Raw genomic sequence first — 23,353 nt, 5'->3', positions numbered from 1 at the left:
GCGTTTTTGGGGAAATTTCCGTTTTTTCAGCCTCATTACGCCCGGGAGTCTTTCCGGTTACAGGTTATAATCTCCGCATCATCATTATCCCGAAGATCCACGGATTCATCGATTAAACGCTTTTTTTGAGCCTTTTCAGCGATTATATACTCGCACTTATAATCTTCATCAGGTCGAGCTCTTACAGGTTCTGCCTTTACATGAGATTGGTATCTCAAAGGAGACTGGTGCCTCGCAGAAGATGGCTGTCTTGGAGGAAATGATTGTCCCCCAGGAGCCTCTCTTACTGTAGTTGGTTGCCTCAGATTGCTTCTAAGCCGTTTTCGGTCTCCGCTCTCGGCGATAATATATTCACACTTTGTTTCGACAGGTTCCTGTTCGTCGAGTTCTCTGGGCTCAACCTCTCTTATTTTCAGCTGAACTTTTGCATTTGTGCCTGGCAGGGATGCAGGAGCTTCCCTGAAATCAATCAGCTCGGGTGCGGAAGGGTTCTCTTTCCTGTACTCAAGTTTACGTTTTGGCTTTCTGGAAAGAGGGGGGAGGTCAAGCGGGTCTTCGAGGACGGGAATGGAAACAGGGGGAGGAGAGTAAGAAATGGTGTTTTGCATGCATCCCAGAGCTCCGGAAAGTTTTTCAACGTCTGCTTCCAATTTTTTTATAAGCATTTTCTGGTCAAGCAGTTCCCTGACGAGTCCGTCCTGAATTCCTGCCATTTCTTTGAGCCGCCGGTCAATTGTTCCTGATTCATATTCTCTGCCAGAACTTAATTCAGCTCGCAATTCACCAAGAATCGAAGCCTTCATTGATGCAAAATCAGGGAGTTCCATCAATTCGGTCCTGATTTCGGAAAGGATCTGGTCCTTAAAAGAATCCAGATCAGAATTGTTTTCCATTTCGGTCTGCAGTTCATTGAGAACCGAAATCTTGATTGATTTTTTGAGAGTCTCGAGCTCTTCATAGGTTATTGACAGTCGCCTTTTAAGCGGTGTATTGTGCACATCCCTCTGTCCAGTTCTCATGAAAATACCTCTGATAATAAATAGGGTCCCGGGTTTCCTTATGTCTGAAGTTCTTATTAGAATGGAGAGTCGGTATAATATAATTAAATTGATTTGATCATACAAATTTAAATAATGTGTATAAAGTAGATGTAATCTTACTTTATATATATATGGTAATCGATAGTATTCAGCGGGCTCTAAATCACTCTAAATTATATTATAATAAGATAACTTTATTAATCTTTCTGAAAACGGCTGCAGAAACCATATAGCAGAACAGAAGAAATTGCATAAAATATAAAATTTCCGAAGGGAGAAGTTTTAAAGCCAAAGAAGACTGAAAACAGGAGAGATAGACCGAAAATGCTCTTGAAAAAATGGATCTTTTTCCTTGGATCTTCCTGTAAAGAATTGTTTGACTGCTAAAATGCCCACCTTCTGAACAGATTTCACTATCGGTAGATCTCATTTTCGAGCATAGAATAATATCATTCAAGATTTAAGTGAGTTCCTTGAAGAAAATAACTTTATTGAAGAGAAAAGAAGCAGAAAAGTAGGATAAATATTTTTCTATATACTCTATACGAAAAATGTTAAATAGGTATATCAGGTGCAAATCCATTTCCCGGAAGGATGAATAAAACGGAAGGCTGGGTAAAGTGAAACTACAGGAATAAGCGGCAATATAAAAGTTAGAGATAAAGTCCAGAATACGGGATACAATTAATAATTTCATGTAAGCAAGAAAGAGCCTTCAGTCCAGGGTTTTTACAAAATAGAGAATGAAACCCAAGAATTAACTCTAAAACGAAAGGAGTTAAAGAGTTGGATTTCAACAGGGGTCGGAAATTTTATAGAGGAAAGTGTTACTGAATGGACGGAATAGATTCATCGAAATTGAGAAGTACACTCTGCCTCTCCTGAATTTTAGGGGATGTACTGCAGTCCATCTCAAGAGCACTCTCGTTAACAATAGAACCGTGGGTTCCTGTGCTTACAAGGAAAAGTTGAACCTCTTCATCTTCCGGCTCTCGAAAATGGTCCATTTCGAAAATATCCATAATAACACTGAGCACGTTTTTGTGTAAGTGATCGGTAATCCGAGTCATCGGCAATAAACACGATGCATGAAGTATTAATAATTTACGATAACATGAGAATAGAAGAGAAAGAAGTAAAAGAGTTTAGTAATATATAAAAATTGTGCTCCGTATATAAAAGCCCACATTCCTGAGAATAAACATGAAAACCGATGAAAGATACTGGCTGTTTTTTGATCCTTTGATTAATAGCATAAATTGAGCAACTTTTCCTTAAAATATCGCTTTTCACTCTATTTAATGGAATTATGCGTCTAGCGTACAAGAAAGAAATGACTCATTATAGCGGATATGGTTGTACGGGTTAGAGATGCCTGCACTATTCCTATTGAGCAAAGCTCACTGATATAACCCATAAATTAGTCCTCTTGAGCGGAGCGAAAAGGACCTCGTGCTGTTGCACTTGCAGTGCAACTCCCAGAAATCTCCGATTTCCTGTGATCCCGAAGCGGAACTCGGGAAGCGAAACTCGGGAATTAAAGAAAAAGAGGCCCGAAAATCCGGATTAAAATGCCTGCCACAAGAGCAAGGAATATGGTGAAAATAACAATCATAGCCGTGTCCTTTGTTCCAAGCTCATGCTTGAGTACTGCAATAGTTGCCACGCACGGGACATAAATGGTTGTTATAATTGCAAACTGGTACATCTGAAGTGGAGTCATTACAGCTGCAAAGTTGGCTGTACCTGCAAGTACTGCAAGGATCTGGAGAGCCATTTCCTTTCTGAGAATTCCAAAGACCAGAGCTGTTGCAGCAAAAGCCGGAAGGCCCAGAAGCCCTACAGATACGGGTTCTACAAAATCCTGGAAAATAGAGAGAATACCAAGGGCATCGGCAATTCCCAGGAACGCACTCCCTGTAAGCAGCAGTGGGAAAGCGATATATAAAAACTCACGGCTTTTCATCCAGGTCTTCCTGAGAGTGGATTTCAGCTCAGGTTTTCGAAGGGGAGTCATTTCCATAATAAAGCCGCTTCTCTGGCCCGGGAGAGTTCTTCCGAGAACCCAGCCCATTGCTGCAATGATGAGGATTTCGAGTACATAGATAGAGACAGCGGGCCAGAAACCAACAAAGGTCCCTACAAGTCCCAGGATGATAACTGTCCTTGCGGAACAGGGAATAAGAGAGATGAGAAGTGAAGCTATCCGTTTCTCCCTCCGGGTGCCAAGGGCATGTACTGCCATTATTGCAGGGACATTGCAGCCAAAACCCAGAACCAGAGGGATGACAGCTCTCCCATGAAGCCCGAGCTTATGCGTCAGGTTGTCCAGGAGAAAAGCTGCCCTGGTCAGGTAGCCTGAGTCCTCGAATATGGAAAGGATGGCATAGAAAACTGCAATATACGGGATTGCAATTGCAAACCCGGCTTCCACACCCCGCAAAGTATAAAGAATCAGGTTTCTGAAAATAGGTGCCATGCCAAGAGTCATTGCTTCCACTGGCTGGATCACATAAGGCTCAAAAAGATCGTTCACGATCCAGGTTTCAAGAAAGCCCCCTACCCTGAAGACGAGAAGAAATGTAAGGAGCAGCGCAGATATTAGAACTACAATCCCGAAGTTAGGAGAGGTAAGAACTCTATCTACCCTATCACGAAACCTTTTTTTCGGCTCGAACGCTGAGACTACTCTATCCACGATATGCCCGGATTCTCCGTACAGGTCTCTTGCGACGGTATCGGGAACTGAAATTCCGTGCTCGATCTCAAGGTTCTGCCTGAAGCGCCTGGCAGAAGAGAGAATTGCGTTGGCTTCAGGCGGCATACAGCAGAGTTCCACAAACTCGGCGTCATTCAGCAGAGCTGCAATTTTAACACTTTGAGAGGTATCCGGAAAAGAATGGTCAAGACCGGACAGAGCCTGGCGGATCCACTGGCTGTACCTTACCCTGTGGTGCTCCTGGACTTTTCCTTGTTCTTCTAGAGCTATAAGCACTACCTCATCAAGCCCTACTCCCCAGGTTGCAACAGTGGGGACTACAGGCAGGCCCAGGAGGTCTGAAAGTTTATCCGCATCGATAAGAATTCCGAGCTCTGCTGCCAGATCCACCTGATTTAAGGCAATAACCATAGGTATATCGAGTTCCAGCAGCTGCAAGGTCAGGTAAAGGTTTCTCTCAAGCCTGCTCGCATCAAGGACATTGATAATGACATCCGGCCCATCTTCAATCAGAAATCTCTTGGTTACCTTTTCATCTTCGTTTGCAACCCCAAGGGAATATATCCCTGGCAGGTCAACAACTTCAATAGTCCTGCCTCTGGCTTTTACACTTCCTCTTTTAAGTGCAACCGTGGTTCCCGGGTAATTGGAAACCTCAACACCAACCCCTGTAAGCCTGCTAAAAAAAACGCTTTTTCCAACGCTAGGGTTGCCTATGAAAGCCAGTGTCACATCATAAGGAGAATTCTTTTTATCTCCATTGCTTGAATTACAGCATGAGCTGGAAATCTTTATCACTTCTCCGTTAATTGCGCTCCATGCCAGTTACGTGCGATTTATCCTTTTTTACGCACTTTTGCCTCTAGGAGTGATGAAAATTTTCTTAGCTATATCTCTTCCGAGAGCAATCTCAGACCCAACAGCCATGACTGAGATACATCCTTGTTTTTGCTTGCGCCTGACTTCAATGTCCTCTCCTGTAAGGATACCAAGAGAGGTTAAACGCTCTTTTGTCTCCCTAGGAAGTGTTACCCTGGCAATCGTGCCTGAACTTCCTTCGTTCATTTCATCGAGAGGAATGAAGCATTCCTCACGCTTCAGGTTATTTTTATCGATGTTTATAGGGTGCCCGTCAGGACAGTACTCCGGGCTTCCCAGAAAATCATAAAGTCTCTCAAGTACTGAGTCCGATACCGCATGCTCAAGCTCGCAGGCTTCCCTGTGAGCTTCCTTCCGGTCAAAATCAAGGACTTCAGCCAGGAATGTCTCAAGCACCTGGTGTTTCCTTTTGATCCGGACAGCTTCCTCAGCCCCTTTTTCGGTCAATTCAACCCCTTGATAAGGCTTATACTCAACGAACCCCATAGAATGCAACTTTTTGATCATTTCCGTCACACTGGGTGAAGATACGTTCAGCTCTTCTGCAATTTGTTTGGTTTTTGCAGGGCTCTGGTTTTTCGTAATAAGGTAAAGAATAGTTTCTAAGTACTCTTCAAGTCGATCCGTATGCATTAACACCATCCCGCCAGCACATGTCCGAAATATTCCAGGTAAGATAATTAGGACAACCTAAAAAACATAATCACTGAATAAATAGCTTTTGGTTTTTGCCTGTTTAAATAAATTCGGATTGAAAAAAGTTTCAAAATCGGGATTTATCACCTGATATTTGGCAGAAAAAAATAAAATAAGAAATTAAGGAGCCGTGAAAAGTAAGACTTCCTGAGGGTTCCGGGAATATCTCAGGCATTGATAGGTTTAGTTTTGATAGATTTGAGAACTGCAATTTCATTACAGTCCGGAAATTTGGGGCACCTGATACATCCAGACCAGATTTTCCTGGGAAGGCTGTTTTTATCCACGATATTAAATCCCATGGTTTCAAAAAAACCAGGCACATAAGTAAGAGCAAAGACTTCCTTCATGCCGAGGTCTTCCGCGTCCTCAAGACAGGCTGAGACAAGCTTTGTACCCACTCCTTTTCTTGCACAATCGGGCTTAACTGCGAGAGCAAGGATTTCTGCAAGGTCTTCCCATACAATATGCAGGGCACAGCATCCAACAACTTCTCCTTCGATCTCACAGACATAATAGTCCCTGATGTTCTCGTACATCTCACTCAGGGAGCGAGCAAGCATAAGCTCATCCTTAGAGTAATTGTTGATGATTTGCTTCATCTCGACAACATCACTTATCCTGGCTTTTCTGATCAATTCCTGTTTCCTCTTAAGCGGCAGTTATGTTTTTTAATAGAAGTTATGCGTATTATAAGCATTTACTATATTGCAGCTAATAATTGTATTTCTAAATAAGAAATTTATCCATAATTTGCATAACAGGTTACTCCCATATTTTTGCCTTTGCTCTTATTCTGTATCTTCTCTTATTCGGCATATTCTTCTCCTATTCTGTATTTTCGTCTCCTATTCTGTATTTTCTCTTATCTGCAATACCCGGGCGCTGATGTTTAACAGGTTTCTAATTAAGCCTCTTTTCTTGCTCTGCTCTTCCTTTCTGGTTATCTGCTTTTTCGTTCCCCTGAAGAGAATCTGTTTTTTACGGACGCCGTGCAGAAATGTCCAGAAAACAAAAGCATAAACTGATAACCTGCTGATGAAAAGACACTGGATTTACAGGCGGGGCTTTTTATAGGAAATAAGTTTCCAAAAGTAGATCAGTAAAACAGAAGAAAAAAACAATGAAAATGGAATAAAGGTGAAGTAAGGCATGGAAGAAGAAGCAAACGCAAAATAAGACAGGAAAAAGAAAAAAAGGAAAAAAATGAGACCGGAAGAAGAAAAAAAGGAAAAAAGAAGCCAGAAAAAGGAAACAAAGGTAAAAGGAAACAGAGGTAAAAGGAAACAGAGGTAAAAGGAAACAGAGGTAAAAGGAAACAGAGGTAAAAGGAAACAGAGGTAAAAGGAAACAGAGGTAAAACAGAAAATAGATAAAAATGGAATTTAGCGGGCGCGAAGGGATTTGAACCCCCGATTTACAGCTTAGGAGGCTGCCGCCATATCCGGGCTAGGCCACGCGCCCACAATGATCTCCCGAAAATACAGCATGTAACTGTATGCTAAAACTGCATTTCAGGTGAAGTATCCATAATACCGGCATAAGATATATATTTAATTATCGCTCCGAAGCACAGAAAGTCTGCGAGCGTGATCATAACAGATGCTTCCGGAAAGTTTTAAATCTAATGTAAACCATGTAATTTCGATTGGTTAACAATACGCTTATGATTATAGTTACATCGCCCGTAGAGGTTAGCTGAAAAAAGAGTTAACAATACACTCTGTACTATGATTATACCCATTAGAATTACCGAATTTACTGAATTCACATTCATAAATTTCCAAAAATTAATTAATATTTACCTGACGCTTTTTCAGGCGGGAGAACTCAAGTAAATAATAAAAATGTAAGAAGCTGACAGAAAGCAGGGTAAAGAGATAAAATTAACAAAAAAGGAAAAAATATGCATATAAGACATGATCATTCTCACCCCGTCCATACTCCCGAGCTCCGGAAAATGGTCTTTGCTTCCCTCTTTGCAGCCCTGACTGCTGCAGGAGCTTACATACAGATCCCCATACCCTTTTCACCTGTTCCGGTCACACTGCAGGTATTCTTTGTCCTACTTGCAGGAAGCATGTTGAAAAGTAAATGGGGAAGCCTGAGCATGATTGTATATACCCTGCTTGGCATTGCAGGTCTTCCGGTCTTTGCGGGAGGCAGTTCCGGAATAGGAGTGCTTTTTGGGCCTACCGGAGGATACATTTTCGGTTTTATACTGGCGGCTTACCTTACAGGGAAGCTTTCCGAAAGGGCGGAAAGTGCCGGAAAATCAGGGCTTGCGGTCAATGCCCTTAATATGAGCACAGGAATTCTGGTCATATATACCCTCGGAGTTTTCCAGTTGATGCTGGTAGCTGAAATCGAACCCTGGAAAGCCCTTGCCCTCGGAGCCATTCCCTTCCTGCCAGGAGAAATAATAAAAACTTCAGTTGCCGCATATATCGCTTCAACCCATGAATTCTAAATCAGGCATGAGCTCTAACTCCTGATGGACTCTAAAGTTCTGGTGATCCTAAGCTCGGTGGATCCTAAGCTCTGGTGGATTCTAAAGCTCTGGTAGATTCTAAAGCTCTGATAAGTTCTAAAGCTCTGAGTAATCCCCTATTCACAGAAAAGCCGAGCGATTAAATTTTCCTGTAATTTAAAAAGAAAAAATAGAATTCGATTCAGCATGATAAGGCTCGAAAACGTAAGTTACAGCTACCCTGATGGAACCCCTGCCCTAAGAAACATAAATATGGGAATAAAAAAAGGGGAATATATAGGGATAATAGGCAAAAACGGAAGCGGGAAATCAACCCTTGCCCTCCACCTTAACGGTCTCCTGAGACCTCAAAAAGGAAAGGTTATGGTTAGAGGCATGAATACCGGAGATTTTTCAAAGCTCCAGGTAATAAGGAAAATTGTTGGCATCGTGTTTCAGAACCCTGAGACTCAGTTTGTTGGTAGGACCGTAGAAGAAGACCTGGCCTTCGGGCCTGAAAACCTTTGCCTTCCTCCTTTGGAAATCCGGAGGCGTATAGATAGAGCCCTTGCTGAGATAGAGCTTGAGAAATACAGGTACCACTCTCCGAAAGCCCTGAGTGGGGGACAGGGACAGTGCGTGGCTCTTGCAGGAGTCCTGGCCATGGAGCCCGAATGTCTTGTTTTTGATGAAGTAACCTCTATGCTTGACCCTGAATCGGGAAAAAATGTCCTTGAACGCGTAAAAAGGCTGCATGAAAAAGGAAAAACCGTTGTACATATCACACATAACCTTGAAGAACTTCATGCTGCAGACCGGATTATCGTAATAGACAGAGGGAGGATATTGCTTGAAGGAAAACCAGAGAACGTACTCTCAGACCCTTCTCTCCTGGACCTCGGGCTCACTCCGCCTTCCTTGATAGAACTTGCAGAGCACCTGAAAAAACATGGAGTTGTAATCCCCTGGGATAAAACTTCTTCCCCTTCAAGCTTTGCGGAGGAAATATGCCGATTATTCTTGAAAACATAAGTTTTTTCTACTCGAGAAATACCCCTCTTGAAACTGCAGCCTTACAAAATGTTAATCTGCGTATCGAAAAAGGGGAATTCGTCGGGATCCTGGGAGAAAAAGGTGCAGGAAAATCCACCCTTATAAAACTGTTTAACGGGCTTTTGTGCCCGGATTCAGGAAAAGTAACCGTTGATGGACTTGCTCCTTCTTCAAAAGAGGTTAAAAGCAGGATAGGGATGGTCTTTCAGCAGGCTGCAGACCAGCTTTTTTGCAGGACAGTATATGAAGAGATAGCATTCGGACCTCTAAATTTCGGATACTCCAGAAAAGAAACTGAAGAAAGGGTATTTGAAGCTCTTGAAGCAGTTTCTTTCGACCGCACAATGCTATCTCGAGACCCTTTCAGCCTTAGCGGGGGAGAAATGCAGAGAGTTGCCCTCGCGGGTGCTCTTGCCCTGAGGCCGGACTACCTTGTACTGGACGAGCCCATAACCGGGCTCGACCCTTCAGGGAAAAAAGAAATTCTGGACACTCTTAAAAAGATGAAGGACCAGGGAACTGCAGTTATAACGGTGACCCACAATCTGAAAGGGTTTTTCCCCCTGCTGGAAAGAATAGTGCTTCTACGGGAAGGTAGGATAAGTTTTGAGGGAAGCAGGGAAGAATACCTTGAGACCGAAAATGTGCTTCTTCCTCCGATAGCGTCCATGATAAGAGAACTCAGGTCAAGAGGAATGCCAGTGAACCCTGCCATATTTACGGTTGAGGAAGCTCTTAAAGAGATATTGAGAGTAAAATCAATGATTGAAAAAGAAAACTCTGAAAAATAACCTGAAAGCAGTCCAAAGTAGTCCAAAGTAGCCCAAAGTAGCCCAAAGTAGCCCAAAGTAGCCCAAATTGGAATAAAATAGCCCAGGAAACCTAAAGTAACATAAATCAATCTGAGATCGCCTCAAAAAGCATATAAAGAAAAGAAAAGAAAAGAAAAGAAATGGGAGAACAAGAATAAGAATGCAAGAACCTGTCTTCAGTTACATACCCGGGAAATCCTTTCTACATACGCTTGATCCCAGGACAAAACTTACAGCTGTGATGCTGCTGGGCATTCTGGCTTTCAGGACTGAAAGTTTTTTCGGGATAGGAATCCTCTTTGCCTTTTTTGTTGCCCTTACTTCATTTTCCGGGCTGCCTGCAAGAGTATTTCTCAGGGCAGTAAGACCGATGGTCCTATTCATTATATTCATCTTTCTTGCACAATTATTTTTTACCGAAGGAAAAGTGCTGACTTCTTTCTGGATTCTGCATCCCAGCCTAGAAGGGCTTCAAAACGGGTTCAGACTTTCTGCACGGTTTATACTTCTCCTGCTTTTTGCCGCCCTTATGACAGCCAGTACTGACCCTTCTGCAATCACTTGCGGGATAGAGAGGATGCTGCGCCCGCTGCCACTTCGCTGGCTGGGTGTGAACTCCTTTGAGCTTGCGACAATGATGAACCTCTCGATAGCTTTTCTTCCACTTCTCTTTGAAAGGGTTGAGAGGACAAAAGCTGCTCAGGCTTCAAGGGGCATGTATTTCGGGAAAAATCCTTTTCACTCAGTTCCTGCCCTTGCGATTCCCCTGATAAGAGGAGTGATAAGGGACGCTGAAGAACTCGCCCTGGCAATGGAAAGCAGAGGATATCAGGGAACTCGTAGGACCTCAATGCATGAGCTTTTAATGCAGAGAAGGGACTGGATATCCCTTTTAGCCCTGGTATTGTTTGCAGCCCTCCTCCTGAGATTTTGAAGAAGGAATAAAATTGTGTGCGGCCACCCCGCCCTAAAAAAAGCTATTCGACAATTAATTTGAAAATATACGGGCGCATAACACCATCCCAACAAAGTATATATGATAACATTTATTACTACGTTAGTAACACCGAAAACTCCGGGATGGAGGCAGGTTGAGGTTGAAACATGGAATCAGATGCCATTGACTGGAACGAGATCTGGAAAGAGACGTTGGAAAAACAGTTAAAATCAAACAGGAATGTGGATTGTGCGACCATATGGTACAGTAAGGAAAACGCCAGGCGCTTCTGGAGGATGTTCCAGGATGATAAGGCAAGGGCAATAACCGAAAAGAGAATAGAAGGCATGAAACTCTCCTCCGACTCCAGGGTTCTCGATATAGGAGCCGGGCCCGGGACCCTTGCAATTCCGATTGCACAGCGAGTAGCCCATGTAACCGCTGTAGAGCCTTCGGAAGGCATGGTGAGTGTTATGAGGGACAACATCAATGAGTACGGAATCGAAAACATCGACTGTGTGCACAAAGACTGGGAAGCCGTTGATGTTGAATCCGACATTTCCGCTCCTTATGACGTGGTTTTTGCTTCATACTCCCTGGGCATGAAAGACATACGCGCATCGGTTCGTAAGATGGTGGACGTTTCTTCGAAGTACGTTTACCTCTACTGGTTTGCAGGGGAAACTTCCTGGGACATGCATTCCCGGAAACTCTGGCCACTTCTTCACGGGAGTGAGTACCAGCCAGCCCCTAAGTGTGACGTTCTCTATAATGTGCTCTATGACATGGGAATCTACCCGAACATAAGCGTTTTTCCCTTCGAGCACATCCACAGGTATGCAACCCTTGAAGAAGCTGTTAAGGATTTCAAGTCATACTACAATGCAAGCTCCGATACCCAGGAAGCCATCCTCAGGGACTACTTTGAAGACGTGCTAGAGGAAGATGACGGGGCCCTTATTCAGAGAGGGTGGTCCACAAGGGTAAAGATGTGGTGGAAAAAACCAAACTAAACCGATCGGGACCTTAAAGGGCCGCTGTATTGTCGAAAAATAACGAATTAATCAAGTACTGCCCAAAGTGCCCAGATACTGCTCAAAACATCTCTTTTACTCTTCGCCTCATTTCGCCATTTCAGGCCGGAGCAGTTTTTAGAAAGAGATTAATATATGAACAGTTGTTCATATATTCATGCAAGATAAGTGTGAACGAGTGAGCCCTAAGCATATCGAGGTCCTGCTACAGAAGGTTCCGGACACAGAAATAATTAAAAGGATGTCTGCAGTCTTTCAAGCGCTTCAATCGGATACCAGGCTGAAAATCCTTTTTTTACTCAGGCAAAAAGAGATGTGCGTTTGTGAACTTGAGCAGGCTCTTGAAGTCACACAATCAGCGGTTTCTCATGGGCTTCGGACCCTCAGGCAGCTTGACCTTGTTAGGGTCAGGCGGGAAGGAAAATTTACAGTTTACTATATCGCAGACGAACATGTACGCATGCTCATCGAGATGTGCCTTGAACATGTGGAGGAGAAAAAGTGATTTCTGAAATCTTCAGCCCTTTTCCTGCCCTTCTTTTGGGTATCCTGCTCTCCTCCTGGGAAATCTTTGTAGAAGCTGCCCCTTACCTAATTTTTGGTTTCGGGATCGCCGGAATCCTCAATACCCTTGTTCCGGACCAGAAAATTGTAGACTATCTTGGAACATCAGCAGGAAAAGTCCGTTCTGTAGTCAATGCCTCCCTTGCAGGACTTCCCCTTCCCCTTTGCTCGTGCGGAGTGATCCCCGCAGCCATGTCTATAAGGAAAAGGGGGGCAAATAGAGGTGCAACTCTATCCTTCCTGATCTCAACTCCTCAGACCGGAGTGGACTCTATTGTAATCACCTACGCTCTACTTGACCCCTTAATGACTGTTTTTCGTCCACTTGCAACCCTTGCAACTGCAATTCTTGCAGGGCTCGCAGACAACCTGCTGATAGGAGAAGAGCCGGAAAAAAAAGAGAGCAAAAAACAGGGAAAAACCGGGAAAAAAGCAGAAATCCTTGCAGCCTCAGCTCTTGTGGGAGTATCGGCAGCCGGAAACAAATGCAACTCCCCTCCCTGTAACTGCAGTACAAATGAGATGCCAGGAATAGAAAAAAAGGAATATTCTGCCATAAATACAGTACCCTTAAAAGTCCGACCCATGCAATTGAAGACTGGATCTGGAGAAGGAGCCCGATCTCTCATACTTTCACCCACAATGTGCATGCCTGAAAACAAAGCCACCTCATGCGGCTGCGGGCACTGTGAGCAGGAGAAAAATGAAACATTGCCTGCCGGGAAGCTCAAAAAATCCGTAAAAGAAAAGTTCCTGGACAGTTTGACATACGCCTACATAGAGCTTCCCGGAGACATTTCAAAGTGGATGCTAATCGGGATTCTGTTTGCAGGGATAATTTCCTATGCCGTTCCCGAAACCCTGATCCAGGAATACCTTGGAGGGGGGATCGGGTCAATGCTGGTCATGCTTGTAGTGGGCATTCCACTTTACATCTGCGCTACAGCCTCGACTCCTCTTGCCGCAAGCCTCGTAGCCAAAGGAATGAGCCCTGGAACGGCTTTTGTTTTCCTTCTTGCAGGGCCTGCAACCAATGCGGCAACCATAACTATGGTCGCCCGGTTTCTTGGAAAACGTTCCGCAGCCCTTTATCTGGGAGTAATCTCTATCTGCGCACTTGGAGCGGGAATCCTTCTCGACTGGCTTTACCTTAAGCTGGGAATAAGCGCAACTGCAACCCTTGGAAGCGCAGGAGAACTGCTTCCTGAAAGCATTAAGATCGGTTTTGCGGTCTTCCTGCTCCCTCTAATGTTATACGGAATCTTCCGCAGGGGTCAGAAATGCAGCTGCACGGAATGCCATTGAAAGGAAGATAGATAACAGGAAGAAATCAGGCAGAAATCAAAGAAAAAATAATAAAAAGAGTAAGATAGATACCAGAAATATAAATCCTTATAGATAGAATAATCAACATGCAGGAAAATCCAGACTTCCAGGAAAAAAAAGAACCGAAAGAGAGCAATTTCAAGGCCCCAGGAGAACTTGAAACTGGCTATACAGAGAAATCATGGGAAAAACCTGAGAAAACAATGGAAGAAAAAGGCACCACCATAGATCCTGTATACCAGGAAAGAAAAGAACCAAAGGCAAGTGACTTCAATATTTCAGGAAAAGTTGAAACCGGCTATACAGAGAAATCATGGGAAAAGCCTGAGAAAACAATGGAAGGAGCAGGAGAAGAAGCTAGAATAGGTATAGGGATAGGAATCGGGGAAGAAACCCGAGAAGAGAAAAGCACGGTTTATAAAAAGGAAAAGCGCCTGACAAGAAGTAAAACTAATCGTATGCTCTTTGGAGTCTGCGGTGGGCTCGGGAAATACTTCGGGATTGACCCAACCCTTGTAAGACTTGGCTTTGTCCTCCTTGCTCTGCTAGACGGGATAGGGATCGTTATATACATTATTCTGACAATAATCATGCCCCAGGAAGATAGCGTCAAATAATACCCGAAACCCAGAGGTCACAGTTAGAGAAAAGAAGATCCCAAATCAGTGAACGAGATAGGGCTTGTGAGAGATTATACCGGGTATTTCCATGTATTCAGCACCCCGGTAGACTGCTTTTTTATTTGATTTCTATTTTTATTTAATTTCAATTTTTTCAACTTTCAAACCTGTTTTTAAATTTCTGCTATATTAAAAGTCTTGTAACGCAAGTTTCCGTAAAAAGCTCCAGCGATAATGGAAACCTGTTGTCAAAAAAAGAAAAATAGAATTAAAAACGAGTGAGAGTTTCAATAAAAGCATAAAAACATCAGGAAGAAAGAAAAACCAGGAAAAAAGTTGAGGTTTATTTACTCAGGATTAACCAAAAGTAATCAAAAGGAATAAAGCGGGCTCGAAGGGATTTGAACCCCCGACGTCTGGGTTAGAAGCCCAGCGCTATATCCTGGCTAAGCCACGAGCCCTGTTTGCTTTTCTACTGCGGAATACGAAATGCGCCTTCTAGAATAAAAGCCTTTTGTATGAACGTGTTAATTCGAGCGGTATAAAATCTTAAAATATTTATGTGGAAGCGGAATTGTAATATATATTCAGTATCTACCCGCTTTAATTGGAATGTTTCTTAAGAACCTCAGTATGGTGACTCTCCCGGAGTTCTAAGTTCCTTTAAGAGCTTTGCATAGAGTTTACATACTGCTAAAGAGTGAAAAAGTTAAATGGGCTACTGGCTTGTAGGTTAAAGATTGTACTGGGCCGAAAGCTCCAGTTAAATACCTATAGGTAATAAAAACCAAAAAGGATGATTTGCAAATGAGTGAGTTACTGATTTATTTAGACGGGAAATTTGTCCCGAAAGCCGAAGCCAAGGTTTCGGTTTATGACCACGGCTTCCTCTATGGAGACGGCGTGTTCGAAGGCATAAGGGCATATAACGGGCGTGTTTTTAAATTAAAGGAACACGTTGACAGGCTTTATGACTCAGCAAAAGCAATTGCAATGGACATACCTATCACAAGGGAAGAAATGTCCGAGATAATCCTTGAGACTCTCAGGAAAAACGACCTTAAAGACGCTTACATCCGCCCTATCGTGTCAAGAGGGATCGGCGACCTCGGGCTTGACCCCCGCAAGTGTGAAAAGCCAACTATTGTTGTTATCGCTCAGGGATGGGGAGCCATGTACGGTGACCTTTATGAAGTCGGGCTCACAGGAGTCAGTGTCTGTGTCCGCAGAAACGCGCCTGATGCCCTGTCCCCTAACATCAAGTCCCTGAACTATCTCAACAATATCCTTGCAAAGATTGAAGCCAATGAGAAAGGAGGAGACGAAGCCGTCTTCCTTGACCAGAACGGCTTTGTGTGCGAAGGCTCGGGAGACAATATCTTTATCGTCAAAAACAACCAGGTCTTTACCCCACACACAATAAGCAACCTGAAGGGCATCACAAGAGCTACAGCCATCGAGCTTCTGGACGATATGGGATACAAAGTCATCGAATCAAATCTCGGCCTGTTTGACCTCTATACAGCAGATGAAATCTTTGTCACCGGAACTGCAGCCGAGTCTGCTCCCGTTACCAAACTTGACGGAAGACTCATAGGTACAGGCAAACCGGGATCCCTTACAATGAAAATGGTTGAAGCCTTTGATAGAATAACCAAGACCACTGGAACACCCATTTATAAATAAAGAGCTACTCAACAACAGAGAGGGACTCTGAAGATAAAAGCAAAAACTGCGGGAGTTTTCCCGCCAGAATCTTTTTTCGACAAGGACTTTTTCGACGAGGATCTTTTTCAGCCAATATTTTCATCTATTTTTCGTTCAATAACTTCAGTCGATATTTTCTCAATAATTTCAGTCGATATTTTCAGCTATTCTTTTCAACCGTCCTACACCTTATCCTTAAGAGCCAGAACTTTTTAGCTGCAAGAGCAATTAAGCATGCAACGACAGATTGATGTGTACCAAGAAATCCTATTAAGGTAAAAAATCCAACTGAAAACCGATAAGACTTCGGATTTGATTCTCATGAAACGAAAAGAATTTCGGGAACTTGTCTCTGTGGAGGAGGCGCGGAGAATAATAAACAGCCTTCAGGTCCGTCCTGAAAAAGAAAGCTCAACCCTTGAAAATGCTTACGGAAAGATCCTTGCAGAGGATATAGTCACCGAAATTAATGTCCCACCTTTCGCGAGATCTGTGATGGACGGCTATGCAGTCAGGGCAGAAGATACTTACGCCTGCAGTGAGACAGAGCCTGTAAAGCTGGGACTACTTGGAAATATCCCCGCAGGTTCGGATGCGAAATTCACAATCGCGACAGGGGAAGCTGTGGAGATCGCGACAGGAGCCCCGATTCCCGAGGGAGCTGATGCTGTGGTCATGGTCGAGTATACCTCTGAAGAAAAAGGAACAGCATTTGTCTTCAGGCCTGTAACCGTGGGTGAGAATATCATGAAAGCAGGCTCTGACATCCTTAAAGGAGAAAGGGTGTTGCGCAGGGGAAGGAGGCTGGGCACAAGAGAAATCGGAGTCCTGGCTTCCGTAGGAAAAAAAGAAATTCCCGTACTCAGGTTGCCTGTTGGGATAATTTCGACTGGAGACGAACTCGTCCGTCCGGGTGAGATACTGACTTCGGGGAAAGTATATGACGCAAACTCTTACACTCTGTACGCAGGAGTCCAGGAATGCGGAGCTTTTCCGCTGCTTTATGGAGTTGTAAAGGACGACGAAAAGGAGATGAGAAAGGCACTTGAAACTGCGGTTTCTGAGTGTGCCCTTGTCCTGACTTCGGGCAGCACGTCTTCCGGGGCAGGGGATGTGATGTATCGGTTAATAGACGAGACAGGAGAGACCCTTGCTCACGGGATCAACATAAAGCCTGGAAAACCAGTGGTTATTGGCGTCATAAAAGGTATCCCTATTATAGGGCTTCCCGGAAACCCCACATCTGCTTTAATGATCTTCAACGAATTTGTGGCATCTCTTCTGAGAAAATCCCTGGGAGCAGAGGCAGGAGTCAGAAAAACGGAAAACGGAATAATGGGTACAGATCTCCGTTCTGAAGGGAGGCAACAGCTTCTTCCCGTAGGAATAGTGAGGGGAATGGTTTATCCTGCAGACCGGGGCTCAGGCGCCATAACCTCTCTTTCCGGAGCAGACGGCTTTATAGAAATCCCGCCGGAAACAGAATTTATAGAAGCAGGAACTTCAGTGGAAGTAACCCTTTTTGGCGAGGTTGAAAAGCCGGATTTGCTTATAGCAGGAGGTTTCTGCCCCGGACTTGACGTTCTGGAAGACCTCAGCGGGCTTCGGTTCAGGACACTTTACACCAGCTCAACCGGGGGTTTCAGTGCAATCGCCGCAAAGACCACAGATATTGCAGGCGTGAACATGCCCTCCAGGAGTACAGAAGGGCAGGATGGCACCCTCCCGAATGAACTCCTATATAATGTCCCCACAATAGAGGCAATGAGGCTTGCAGGCGTTGTACTTTTCAAAGGGTACAGGAGGGAAATGGGGCTCCTTGTAGGGCACAAAATCCCGGTTTCCGGACTTAAAGATCTACCAGGTAAACGTCTGATCAACCGGAACAGGGGTTCGGGTACAAGGGCTCTTCTTGAGCTGAAAATTTCAGAGTTCGCAGCTAAAAATGGAATTAGCAAAAAAGAATTTGCGGACTCAATACAAGGGTACGTTTCCGGAGCGAAATCTGAAGTTGCTGTCTGTGAGGCTGTTCTTTCAGGAAAAGCGGATGCTGGAGTGGGCATAAGGAATTGTGCAGAAAGAAATAATGACCTGAAATTCATAAAACTCGCAGAAGAAGAGTATGATTTCTTGATTCGAAAAGAGGTTCTGGATACTCCAGAAGTCAAAAAATTCCTTCAAACTCTTAGTTCTGCAGAATTTGCCTCAAGACTTCCGGCAGGACTGCAGATATATGAGAGAACCGGGGAGATATTACCTTTTGAGTAAAGCGCATGATCTGGATATTAGCCTGAATATGTCGAATCAATAAGGTTTAAATATTATTATACTTATTAAGAGATATAAATTATAACGCATATCTCACAAATTATAAAGCATATCTCACGACTTCAAGATAAGTCAGCAAAATCATTTCTTAGAATAGAATCGGTCCATCTCAGTGAAGTCGTTCAGGGTAATGAAATCATTCCATAGGTATATATATTTCATCCAACTATTCAGGATAAAATATCCAGATAACGGATCTGTTTTGGATCAAAAAAGGTTTGTAGAGACCGGATGGATACGGTTTCTTTTTTCAAATAATATGAAAATCATTTCTTCAGTCCCGAAGTCGGCAGGTTCCAGATGAGCAGCATACAGGAGCAAATACAGGAAGTAGAAGACGAAATTCGAAAGACCGTTTACAACAAGGCAACTTCTCACCACATAGGCAGGCTGAAAGCCAAGATGGCCCGCATGCGGGACGAAATTGAGAAGAAAGCCTCCTCAAAAAGTGGAGGAGATGGTTACTCGGTCAAGAAATCGGGAGACGGTACCGTAACTCTCGTAGGCTTCCCTTCGGTAGGTAAATCCACGCTTCTGAATAAAGTCACGGGCGCAAAATCAGAGGTAGCTGCATACGAATTCACCACCCTTACTGTAGTGCCTGGCGTGCTTGAGCACAAAGGCGCAACAATTCAGTTCCTTGACGTGCCCGGGCTCGTTAAAGGCGCATCCTCAGGGCGCGGACGCGGGAAAGAAGTAATTTCGGTCATAAGAAACTCCGATATGGTTATCTTTCTGCTCGATGTTTTCCAGCCAAAGCACTATGAAGTGCTTATGGACGAACTTTACCAGGCAGGAATCCGTGTGGATGAGGCCCCACCTGATGTCACAATCAAGAGAAGGGACAGGGGTGGAGTAGAGATAAACTCAACCGTTGATCTTGACCTCGATGAAGAGACCATCAAAGCCGTGCTGGACGAATATAAAATTCACAATGCCCACGTCCTTATTAGGGAAAATATCACTGTGGACCAGCTTATCGATGTAGTCCTGGACAACCGGAGTTATGTCAGCTCTTTGATCGTGGTCAATAAAGTGGACCTTGGATATCCTCAGCTAATAGAAGAATGCCGGAAAATGTACCCGAACTCAATTTTTATCTCAGCCCATAAAGGTACCAATATCGAGGCTCTCAAGGACGCTATTTACGACTGTTTGGGCTTTATTAGGGTCTACCTTAAGCCTCAGGGAGAGCCAGCAGATATGGAAGAGCCCCTTATAGTTATGAGCGGGACAAACATAGGCCAGATTTGCGACCGCCTGCACCGCGATTTCCGCAGGAAGTTCCGTTATGCACAGATCTGGGGTCCGTCTGCAAAACACCCAGGGCAGAGAGTAGGGCTTGACCACACTATGCAGGATGAAGATATCCTCACGGTAATAATCCAGAAGTAAAATCATCCAGAGTAAATTAGCCAGAAGTAAAATTGTGTTTGGAATAAAAGGGAAAGCGAAAGAGTAGAAAAAGAAGAAATCAATCTTTCGCATCCCATAGTTTTGACTGCAGTTTTTTCAGTACAATTCTTTTTTAATCTAACCTTTCTTTAACCGATCTTTTTGGTTTTACTTTTGATTTTATGCACTCTTAAAGAGCCTGTATTGTTTCAGAACTGCTGGAAAAAACAGTTCTCTTTCTGTCGTTTTCTGACTCGATAGAGCCTTTAGCTTCGACTTCCTCTTCGAATTCCGCAGCACACTCAGCCGGGCTTTTCCTTGAGGATTGTTCAAGGACTTTCTTTTGAAGCTCAGCTTTTCCTCCGGGTCCGATACTATATCTCTTCTTTGCAGCCTCAATAACTGCTGCCAGCATGCCTGAGTAAGAGATACTGGCATAAGCTGCCATTTTTGCAAGGTGCCCGTCCCAGCACCAGCCTGGGTTCGGATTTACTTCAAGCAGTTTTGGCCTGCCTTCGGCATCGAGTCTCCAGTCAAAGCGGGCATAGTCACGGCATCCCAGTCTTGCAAAGAGAGCGAGGCAGAACCCCACAACTTCGTTCTCCGTATTTTCAGGGAGCCCCGCAGGCACGGATTTGATCTTCCAGTACGGGGAATCAGGGAGCCATTTAGCCTCATACCCACAGATCCTGGGAAGTTCTTCCGGGACTGCAGAGTAATCTTCTTCCGTGATAGGCAGAACAGTACACGCAGGCGGATTTCCAATGATACCGACACTGATGTCTTTTCCCGGAAGGAACTCTTCCAGCAGGAAAAGCTTATCTGACCCTATTTTTTCCCGCGTTGATTTCATGATATCTAGTATTTCTTCCTTGCTGTGGACTTTGCTTTTCTGCGTGATCCCGAAACTTGAATCCCCTGAATTGGGTTTTACGAGCAGGGGGAAAGAGAGGGAAAGCCTTGAAACGTCAGAATCCCCGGTAACGAGAAATCCTTTTGCCACAGGAATCTGCATTTCACGGGCAACTCCCCTTACAAGAGACTTATCATAGCAGAAGGCAAGGCACTGAGGACCTGCACCTGTGTAAGGGATATTAAGCTGCTCAAGCATGGCAGGAACATGAAGCTCTTTTATAGGGTCGTTATAAAAGCCTTCATCACATAAGTTAAGTACAAGGTCAGTTTTTCCTGCTCTCTTTTTAAGGTCTTCGAAAAGGGTTTCGTGCCTGTCCAGGAAAGTGAATTTCATATAAGGAATCTCGGCAAGCGCCTTTTTCATATTATCAACGGTTTCGAAATCATCATCATCAAATACACAGGCAGGCTTGACCTGGTCTTCCTTTCTCGGGTCTCCGAGCACTACGACAACATTAAGAGGTTTTTTACTTTCAGTAGTTTGAAGAGGAGAAACCAGTGAAGGCCAGGCTTTCTCTACTGTTGCTGAAAGCAGAATTCTCTGTTCCATCATTCCTGCGTCCTGGGTACCTGTTGATACAGGGCTAAAAGTTGTGTGAAAAGTCGGGCTGCTAAAACCTGATGCCGTAAGCAGTTCAAAAAGACTTTCCCTGTTGTACAGCCTCTCAGCATAAAACTGGTCTGCGATTATTCCTCTATCAATGCGGCTTATAACCTCCCTGCAGATCAGACGTTCGCCATCAGAAGAAAGGGCTCTTTCCCTGCACACAAAGTACTTCCTGTCCAGCCATTCCCATGATCTTGGCTGGAAATTCTTTTTCATATGGTCCCCGTCTACAGCATCAATAAAGACCCTGCCTCCAGGCTTCAGTACCCTGAAAACCTCCTCAAGCACTTTTCGGTCTTGCAAAGTGGAATCAAAGTATCCAAAGCTGTTTCCAAGAATGGTGACCACAGAGAAAGTATCAGATGGGTAAGGCAATTTTCTTGCATCCCCTTCCCTGAACCTGACCTGCAGATTTTCCTTCTGAGCCCTTGTTCTTGCTTTCCGGATAAGGTACTGAGACCTGTCATAGCCTTCAACGTTTGAAAATCCCCTCCTTGCCAGTTCAAGGACATGCCTGCCCTGTCCACAGCAAAGGTCAAGAACCGTGTCCTCAGGATCAAGTCCTAGAATAGAGACAACAAGATCTGCCTCTTTCCTTGTAACTTCCATATCATCCAGGAGATCGGCATCGGTCTTGAGATAAAGGGAATTAAAAAGAGTCTGCCACCAGTCAGACCGAACATAAGGTTCAAGGTCTTCAACAGGCCCGAGGGTTTTCATCTGTACGGTACCTTTAGCGCGTTTGCGCCTGTTATTTGAATCAGCGGTATTCTGAGTCATGATATGATATCTTCCAGAAAAAAGTGTATGTGCTTTCAGTATATCAAGTTTATCGGAGGGTTAACCTGAGAAATCTATTAAAGGAGAAATAGGTTTTAAAACGGCATTTGAGGTTATAATCGTTCTTTTAGCTTTATTTAAGCAAATATTATTGCTTTTAGGCTTTAAAGGAATATAAAATAAACAATCGCATCTAAAAATGATATTAGGAGTCCAATTCTGGCGAATTCTATAAAAGAAAACGTTTCACCTTCTTTTTCTGCATTCTGGAGGATTATGACATTGCTAGCTGCCCCCAGGATAAGGAGATTCCCTGCAATTGTACTTCCAGCAGCAAGTGCCATCAACTGTTCTTGAGAAACTGCACTCCCCATTGCAGGAAGGTAGAGCGCAACAAAGGGAACATTAGAAATAAGCTGGCTGAGTCCTATGCTAAGTGCCAGGATCATAGGAACCGAGCCTAACTGCGGAGACATTCTGCTGAGAAGCTCCTGGCAGGTCCCGGAAATCCAGACACTTTCCATCAGCACGAACATCGAAACGAAAAAGATCAGAGTTGTCCAGTCAATATTCTTTACAACTTCAGTGCACCTTTTGCTTAGAAGTATAGGAGAAGCTGAGAGCAGGGCAATCCAGCTCAAACTGAAGTCCCAGGCAGGCAAAAACTCTACAAGAAAGATCTTACAGGTGATGAGAGCCAGCAGAAGGAAAAGAGCCTTTTTTGAAATTCCTGCAAGTTCAGGGTCGGAAATAACCTCCTTAGAATGAACCAGAGCTGATTTCCCGAATTCCCGGCTGAAAAAGAGCCTGAGTACGACGTAAGCAAGTACAAGGTTTATAAGAGTTGGCAGAGCCAGAGAGCGCAAAAATGTCACAAACGGGGAGTCCAGATTTCCGTCAATTGCAATCAGGAGATTCTGGGGGTTTCCAATAGGGCTCATGACGCTGCCTGTGGTAATTCCGAAAGCCAGGGCAAAGAGCATGAGTTTCGAAGATACGCCGTATTTCCTGGAAAAACGCAGAACCATTGGAGTGCCCATAATGGCAAGGGTGTCGTTCATAAGGACTGCAGAAAGGAGCCCGGTAGAAAAAACCACAAGCAAAACTAGCTGATCCGTATTTTTAGCCCTTGAAACAATCTTGCTCCCAAGACAGGCAAGATATCCGCTCCTGTTAAGCGCTTCGCCCACACAAAAAGCCCCGAACAGAAAAAGGAGCACATCCATGTTAATTGCCCGGAGAGCCTCCTGGGGCGAGATCTCTCCAAGCAGCAGTACAGAGAAAGCCCCAAGGGTCATAACCTGCCAGATCTGGAGCCTCAAAGACCCTACCTGCCTCAGAGCGGTCAGTAGGAGAACACCAAGGAGGATAAGCACCGAAAGGTCGGGCGAAGACACAAAAGAGGTTATTAAAGACTCTGCTACCATAAATCCTGCAAGCCTGTTAACGTAAGTTTCGAGATTCTATTAAT

18 protein-coding genes and 2 tRNA genes are annotated in these 23,353 nt (G+C 44.2%); 11 read left to right on the top strand and 9 right to left on the bottom strand.

Features of this window, described 5'->3' with window-relative positions:
• Positions 1-35 precede the first annotated feature (35 nt).
• From FXV91_RS01245 to FXV91_RS01220, 6 genes are all read right to left on the bottom strand, one after another.
• The gene (locus FXV91_RS01245) at positions 36-1,019 is read right to left on the bottom strand and encodes a hypothetical protein (protein ID WP_229387537.1); all 984 of its coding nucleotides are present in this window, start codon (positions 1,017-1,019) and stop codon (positions 36-38) included.
• Between the two features lie 848 nt (positions 1,020-1,867).
• A complete protein-coding gene (locus FXV91_RS01240; protein WP_229387535.1) occupies positions 1,868-2,110 on the bottom strand; it encodes a hypothetical protein in 243 nt (80 codons plus the stop codon).
• A gap of 467 nt (positions 2,111-2,577) precedes the next feature.
• Positions 2,578-4,557 (bottom strand): ferrous iron transport protein B, encoded by a 1,980-nt coding sequence (feoB, locus tag FXV91_RS01235; RefSeq protein WP_229387533.1) that lies wholly within the window; start codon positions 4,555-4,557, stop codon positions 2,578-2,580.
• A 48-nt stretch (positions 4,558-4,605) separates the two neighbouring features.
• On the bottom strand, positions 4,606-5,271 hold the full coding sequence (locus tag FXV91_RS01230) for a metal-dependent transcriptional regulator (RefSeq protein WP_229387531.1): 666 nt from the start codon (positions 5,269-5,271) through the stop codon (positions 4,606-4,608).
• A gap of 230 nt (positions 5,272-5,501) precedes the next feature.
• Positions 5,502-5,972 (bottom strand): N-acetyltransferase, encoded by a 471-nt coding sequence (locus FXV91_RS01225; protein WP_229387529.1) that lies wholly within the window; start codon positions 5,970-5,972, stop codon positions 5,502-5,504.
• 751 nt (positions 5,973-6,723) lie between these two features.
• Positions 6,724-6,798 (bottom strand) — tRNA-Arg (locus tag FXV91_RS01220).
• A 442-nt stretch (positions 6,799-7,240) separates the two neighbouring features.
• Here FXV91_RS01220 and FXV91_RS01215 point away from each other — a divergent pair.
• From FXV91_RS01215 to FXV91_RS01180, 8 genes are all read left to right on the top strand, one after another.
• Positions 7,241-7,804 carry a biotin transporter BioY gene (locus FXV91_RS01215; protein WP_229387527.1) on the top strand — a complete coding sequence of 188 codons (564 nt, stop codon included), beginning with the start codon at positions 7,241-7,243 and terminating at the stop codon, positions 7,802-7,804.
• Positions 7,805-8,011: 207 nt separating this feature from the next.
• Positions 8,012-8,836 carry an energy-coupling factor transporter ATPase gene (locus tag FXV91_RS01210; RefSeq protein ID WP_229387525.1) on the top strand — a complete coding sequence of 275 codons (825 nt, stop codon included), beginning with the start codon at positions 8,012-8,014 and terminating at the stop codon, positions 8,834-8,836.
• Complete coding sequence (locus FXV91_RS01205) at positions 8,812-9,648, top strand: ATP-binding cassette domain-containing protein (RefSeq protein ID WP_229387523.1); 837 nt, start codon at positions 8,812-8,814, stop codon at positions 9,646-9,648. Before FXV91_RS01210 ends, FXV91_RS01205 begins: the two co-directional genes overlap by 25 nt.
• A 181-nt stretch (positions 9,649-9,829) precedes the next feature.
• The gene (locus FXV91_RS01200) at positions 9,830-10,603 is read left to right on the top strand and encodes an energy-coupling factor transporter transmembrane protein EcfT (RefSeq protein ID WP_229387521.1); all 774 of its coding nucleotides are present in this window, start codon (positions 9,830-9,832) and stop codon (positions 10,601-10,603) included.
• A 170-nt stretch (positions 10,604-10,773) separates the two neighbouring features.
• Positions 10,774-11,619, top strand: a complete 846-nt coding sequence (locus FXV91_RS01195) for a class I SAM-dependent methyltransferase (RefSeq protein ID WP_229387520.1) — start codon at positions 10,774-10,776, stop codon at positions 11,617-11,619.
• Between the two features lie 178 nt (positions 11,620-11,797).
• Entirely contained in the window at positions 11,798-12,145 is a 348-nt protein-coding gene (locus FXV91_RS01190; protein ID WP_229387518.1) for a metalloregulator ArsR/SmtB family transcription factor, read from the top strand.
• Positions 12,142-13,509: an SO_0444 family Cu/Zn efflux transporter gene (locus FXV91_RS01185; protein ID WP_229387516.1), complete on the top strand. Its 1,368-nt coding sequence runs from the start codon at positions 12,142-12,144 to the stop codon at positions 13,507-13,509. The genes FXV91_RS01190 and FXV91_RS01185 overlap by 4 nt, the downstream gene beginning before the upstream one ends.
• Before the next feature lie 107 nt (positions 13,510-13,616).
• Entirely contained in the window at positions 13,617-14,147 is a 531-nt protein-coding gene (locus FXV91_RS01180; RefSeq protein WP_229387514.1) for a PspC domain-containing protein, read from the top strand.
• Between the two features lie 389 nt (positions 14,148-14,536).
• On the opposite strand, the gene FXV91_RS01175 is transcribed toward FXV91_RS01180, so the two are convergent.
• Positions 14,537-14,611 (bottom strand) — tRNA-Arg (locus tag FXV91_RS01175).
• Between the two features lie 346 nt (positions 14,612-14,957).
• Between FXV91_RS01175 and ilvE the strand changes: the two genes are divergently transcribed.
• From ilvE to FXV91_RS01160, 3 genes are all read left to right on the top strand, one after another.
• Positions 14,958-15,836, top strand: a complete 879-nt coding sequence (ilvE, locus tag FXV91_RS01170) for a branched-chain-amino-acid transaminase (RefSeq protein WP_229387512.1) — start codon at positions 14,958-14,960, stop codon at positions 15,834-15,836.
• A gap of 342 nt (positions 15,837-16,178) precedes the next feature.
• The gene (locus tag FXV91_RS01165) at positions 16,179-18,125 is read left to right on the top strand and encodes a molybdopterin biosynthesis protein (protein ID WP_229387510.1); all 1,947 of its coding nucleotides are present in this window, start codon (positions 16,179-16,181) and stop codon (positions 18,123-18,125) included.
• 360 nt (positions 18,126-18,485) lie between these two features.
• Positions 18,486-19,580 carry a GTP-binding protein gene (locus FXV91_RS01160; protein ID WP_229387508.1) on the top strand — a complete coding sequence of 365 codons (1,095 nt, stop codon included), beginning with the start codon at positions 18,486-18,488 and terminating at the stop codon, positions 19,578-19,580.
• 190 nt (positions 19,581-19,770) lie between these two features.
• On the opposite strand, the gene FXV91_RS01155 is transcribed toward FXV91_RS01160, so the two are convergent.
• Positions 19,771-21,882, bottom strand: coding sequence for a methyltransferase domain-containing protein (locus FXV91_RS01155; RefSeq protein WP_229387506.1), 2,112 nt, complete (start codon positions 21,880-21,882; stop codon positions 19,771-19,773).
• A 164-nt stretch (positions 21,883-22,046) separates the two neighbouring features.
• Entirely contained in the window at positions 22,047-23,309 is a 1,263-nt protein-coding gene (locus FXV91_RS01150; protein WP_229387504.1) for an anion transporter, read from the bottom strand.
• Positions 23,310-23,353 lie beyond the last annotated feature (44 nt).

Source organism: Methanosarcina sp. DH2 (genome assembly GCF_020804225.1).
Taxonomy (GTDB): Archaea; Halobacteriota; Methanosarcinia; order Methanosarcinales; family Methanosarcinaceae; genus Methanosarcina.
The sequence above is the reverse complement of the archived record's forward strand: the minus strand, read 5'-3'. Positions and strand labels throughout refer to the sequence as shown.